The 4,019-nt window shown below is 53.4% G+C and carries 2 protein-coding genes; both read left to right on the forward strand.

The window, feature by feature from the left end:
* A partial coding sequence (locus ACG04R_RS28315; protein ID WP_394418143.1) for an RHS repeat domain-containing protein occupies window positions 1-2,440 on the forward strand: 2,440 nt, incomplete at its 5' end.
* Between the two features lie 6 nt (window positions 2,441-2,446).
* Complete coding sequence (locus ACG04R_RS28320) at window positions 2,447-3,271, forward strand: leucine-rich repeat domain-containing protein (RefSeq protein ID WP_394418146.1); 825 nt, start codon at window positions 2,447-2,449, stop codon at window positions 3,269-3,271.
* The last annotated feature ends 748 nt before the right edge of the window (window positions 3,272-4,019 follow it).

Below are 4,019 nucleotides of genomic sequence, written 5' to 3' on the forward strand. Positions count from 1 at the left end.
CGTGATCAAGCCTTCAGCCAATGGTCAGGCCCCGTGGCCCGCGGTCCGCAACACGTACGACCCCGCGCGTCGGGTCCTCGTGTCGGTCGAAGAGGGCGTGCTGAACGCTTGGCAAGACGATACCGTGCTACCCCTGAACTGGGGTTCGAACTTCGTACCGAATCGCAAAACTGTCTATACCTACGACAGCCTAGGCCGCAAGGCCACTGAATCCCAAGTTGGGACCGACGGGCAACCCGTGGGCCTGGTGCAGTACAGCTACGACGACTGGAATCAGGTGATCTGCAAAACGGTGCGGATGAATCCCGCTGTTTACGGCAGTTTGCCGGCAGACGCTTGCACTTTGGGTGCCGAGGGCAGTGACGGGCCGGATCGGATCACCCATTATTCCTATAACACGTACTTCCAGATGACTGTTGAGACGCGGGCCTATGGTGTCCCGGGCCTTCAAATGGATTACGTCACCAATACGTATGGCGGCACGGCCACCGCCACCAATACCTTTTCTTGGCTGACTGACCAGAAAGACGCCAACGGCAACGTCACACACCTGGACTATGACGGCCTCGCTCGGGTAAGCAAGATGTCCTTCCCGAGCAAAACCACGCCGGGCCAGTTCAGCACCACCGACTTCGAACAATACGGCTACGACAACAACAGCAACCGCACGGTGCTGACCAAGCGGGACGGGCGGGTCATCAACTACACGTATGACGCCCTCAATCGCAATACGCTGAAGGATGTTCCGGATAGCGCCGTTGATACAGACGTCTATTTGGGCTACGACCTGCAGGGCCATCCCCGCTACGCCAACTTCGGTAGCGCAAACGGCTCTGGCGTTGCAACGGTTTACGACGGTTTTGATCAACTGGCCAGCGAAGCGACCAGCGTGGGTGGAACGACCTATACGGTTTCCCACAAGTACGACCTCAATGGCAATCGCACGCTCATCACGCACCCGGACGGAACACCGTTCAGGTATGAATATGATGGATTGGATCAGCTGAACTTCATCAAGGAGGGCTCCAATACCACGAGCCCGGTATTGATTCAGATTGGGTTTGACAGCCAGGCTCGGGTGAGCGCACTTTACACCGGCGGCACGTCCTCCGCGACGACGACGTTTCAGTATGACAATTGGTCGCGCAATTACCTCAATAGCCTCGCGCCGACAGATGCCAACTATGCCTTCAGTGAGACGGCATCGTACAACCCTGCCGGCCAGGTTAAGCAGATGGCCTTCAGTAACGACAATTTTCAGTATCGCGAGAAAGGCAGCGCGAGCGGGAGCTATGTCGCCAATGGGCTGAACCAGTACACCTCGGTCGGCGGCACCGCCTTCAGTTACGACGCCAACGCCAACCTCACGGCTGACGCCAGCACCACCTACGGCTATGACGTCGAGAACCGACTGGTCTCTGCCAGCGGCGGCCATAACGCTACGCTGGCCTATGACCCGCTGGGGCGCCTCTACAAGGTCACCTCGGGCGGCCAGTCCACTCAGTTCGTCTACAGCGGCATTACGCTGGTTGCCGAGTATCAGGGCGGAGCCATCGTCAGGCGCTACGTCGCCGGAAACGGGGTTGACCAATCCCTGGTCGGCTACACCGGTGCAGTAGTTGGCGCCGGCAACCGCCAATTCCTGCATGCCGATCGCCAGGGTTCGATAGTTTCAGCGACCAATAGTTCGGGTAGTACGATCTATGTCAACGCCTATGACGCCTATGGCGTACCAAGTGTACTTAATCAAGGGCGGTTTTCCTATACCGGGCAGACTTACATACCTGAATTGGGTATGCATCACTATAAGTCCCGAATTTACAATCCTGCCATAGGTCGATTCTTGCAAGTTGACCCGATTGGATATAATGACGATTTAGATCTTTATACATATGTCGGAAATGATCCACTCAATCGAACTGACCCGCTCGGCAAGAATGCATTTTCTATTGGTGATTGGTTATACTTTGCGAAAGATGTCGGAAGTCTTCTCGTGTCCGAGTTGGTTTATGCGGCGGCCGAAATTAAAGGGGACAGTGCTGTCGCATCGATGGCTCTTGGCGACATGGTGGCATTGCGCGCCGATGCTGCGGTCAGTACACTAGGAGTTGCAAATCCGGTCCCTGGAACGCGAGCGGCTGTTCAGCAACTGCGTAGAGAGTTTAAGCCTCGGGTTGGATCATATACCATTACCTTTAATAATGGGATGAAGTATCATGGCAAAGGTCCTGAGAGTCGAATGGAGAAATCCGCCGCGCTAAAATCCGAGAAGAACGGTGGTGTCAAGGATAAAGAATGGAAGCCCTCCGAAAACGATAGGGAAGCTTTTAAGGATGAGCACAAGAGAATTGAAGCCGATGGCGGCGTTCAAAATCCGAACAACCTTAATCAGATAAATTCCCCCGGGAAAAAGTATTGCGCCCAGGATAAAAACTGCTAGATATCTATGAACGATGACTTGGATTACCTTACGGTTCGCGAGCGGAGGTTCTTAAAGATTCAAAGCGAGCGGCTTGGAGAGTGCATTGCAAGCTTCAATCGGCCAGGCAGTGGTCTTTATGGAATTTTTCTTTCCGAGGCGGCCTATTCTCAGTTGGGAAGTATTGAATTTATCCGACAATTATCCTCGTTAAGGGGGGTCATTATTACCGCGACCGGGGTTGATTTGGCTCCCTTGCACGATCAAGCCTTGTTGGAGTACATTCAAATTGAGCAGACCGAATCCCGGCTGGATATTTCGGTATTTGACAACCTGAAGGAGTTGCGATGTTATTGGGGGGGGGATATCGTTGGGTTGGGGCGAACTTCCTTAAGAAGGCTTGCCATCTGGAAGTACGGTGACCGCTCCACGAATGATCTCACCAATCTCAATCTTCCTTCGAGTCTTTGCTCAATTGAATTGATTCAGTCAAGAATTGAGTCGCTGAATGGACTAAAAGACTTGCCATACCTCGAAGAGGTATCGCTGCACTATCTTGCGCAATTGAAGGATATCGGTGCATTGCGCCATCTTCCATCTTTGAGATATTTGCACATGGAAAAATGCAAGTCTGTAGCCTCCTATCAGGTGCTGGGGTTGTGCAGCGGGCTACACATCGTTGATCTGGAATCGTGCGCTCCCATTCATGATTTTATGTTCCTGCATAATCTTTCGTCGCTCACTGAACTTTATTTTGCCGGAACGAAGGTTGACTCTCTTCCAAATTTCGCAAATTTTGGAGCGCACCTAAAGAAGGTTGTTGGGACTAGTGGGCGTAGAATCGAGTTTTAGACGACTGGTCTTGCTGCGCCGCAAACAGTGAAATTCGTCCCTCTCGACTTCACGCCGGAGGATCGATGGATGCAGCGGAGCGCTTAGATCTCTTCCTAGAGCAGTTGGGTGCGGGGCCGGGTCAGCCTATCTCGACATTTTGGGGCTGAAATTGAATGCGGTTCATGGTTGCGTGCGTGCTCACGATCGTATTTGGAGCTTGCACGCTCGCCTATCACTGAGTCATGGCGTGAGCTTACGGAGATTGGTTGCCAGGTCTAGCGAAGCCTGCAGCCTCGACAGATTTACGACCCGCAGGTCGAGCGGCTAATGTCATGTCGAAGGCGCCATTCTGGCGCAAGAACCGAAGCGCGCTGGGGACTCCGGCTGGGCACAGGGCGCAGCACTCACGCAAGGAGTTGTGTGGAAGCACTGGTTGTTTATCTTGGATATATTCTTCCCAACATCGGCTTTTGTGTGTGAGATATCACAGCAAAGGTTTCGTGAAACAACTCCATAGTCTTCAATTCTTGGAAAAGCCGTACACGCGCCATCGCGGCAGGGGCCAAATTGAATTCATCCATGTTTGAAAATGCATGGCAGCAACTCTATCTTCGCGATCGGCAGATAGTGATAGCCCTGGCTGTTGGCGCCGATCTAAATTTGACCCACCCTGCCGATTGAACTTTGACCCAGGGCTTGGGGCCGGCATCGGCTGACGCCGGCTGTGGACAACTGTAGCGCTGAGCTCGGTCAGCCCGCCTCGTCG

Origin of the sequence: Pelomonas candidula (genome assembly GCF_043555985.1) — a bacterium.
GTDB classification, from domain to species: Bacteria; Pseudomonadota; Gammaproteobacteria; order Burkholderiales; family Burkholderiaceae_C; genus Pelomonas; species Pelomonas candidula.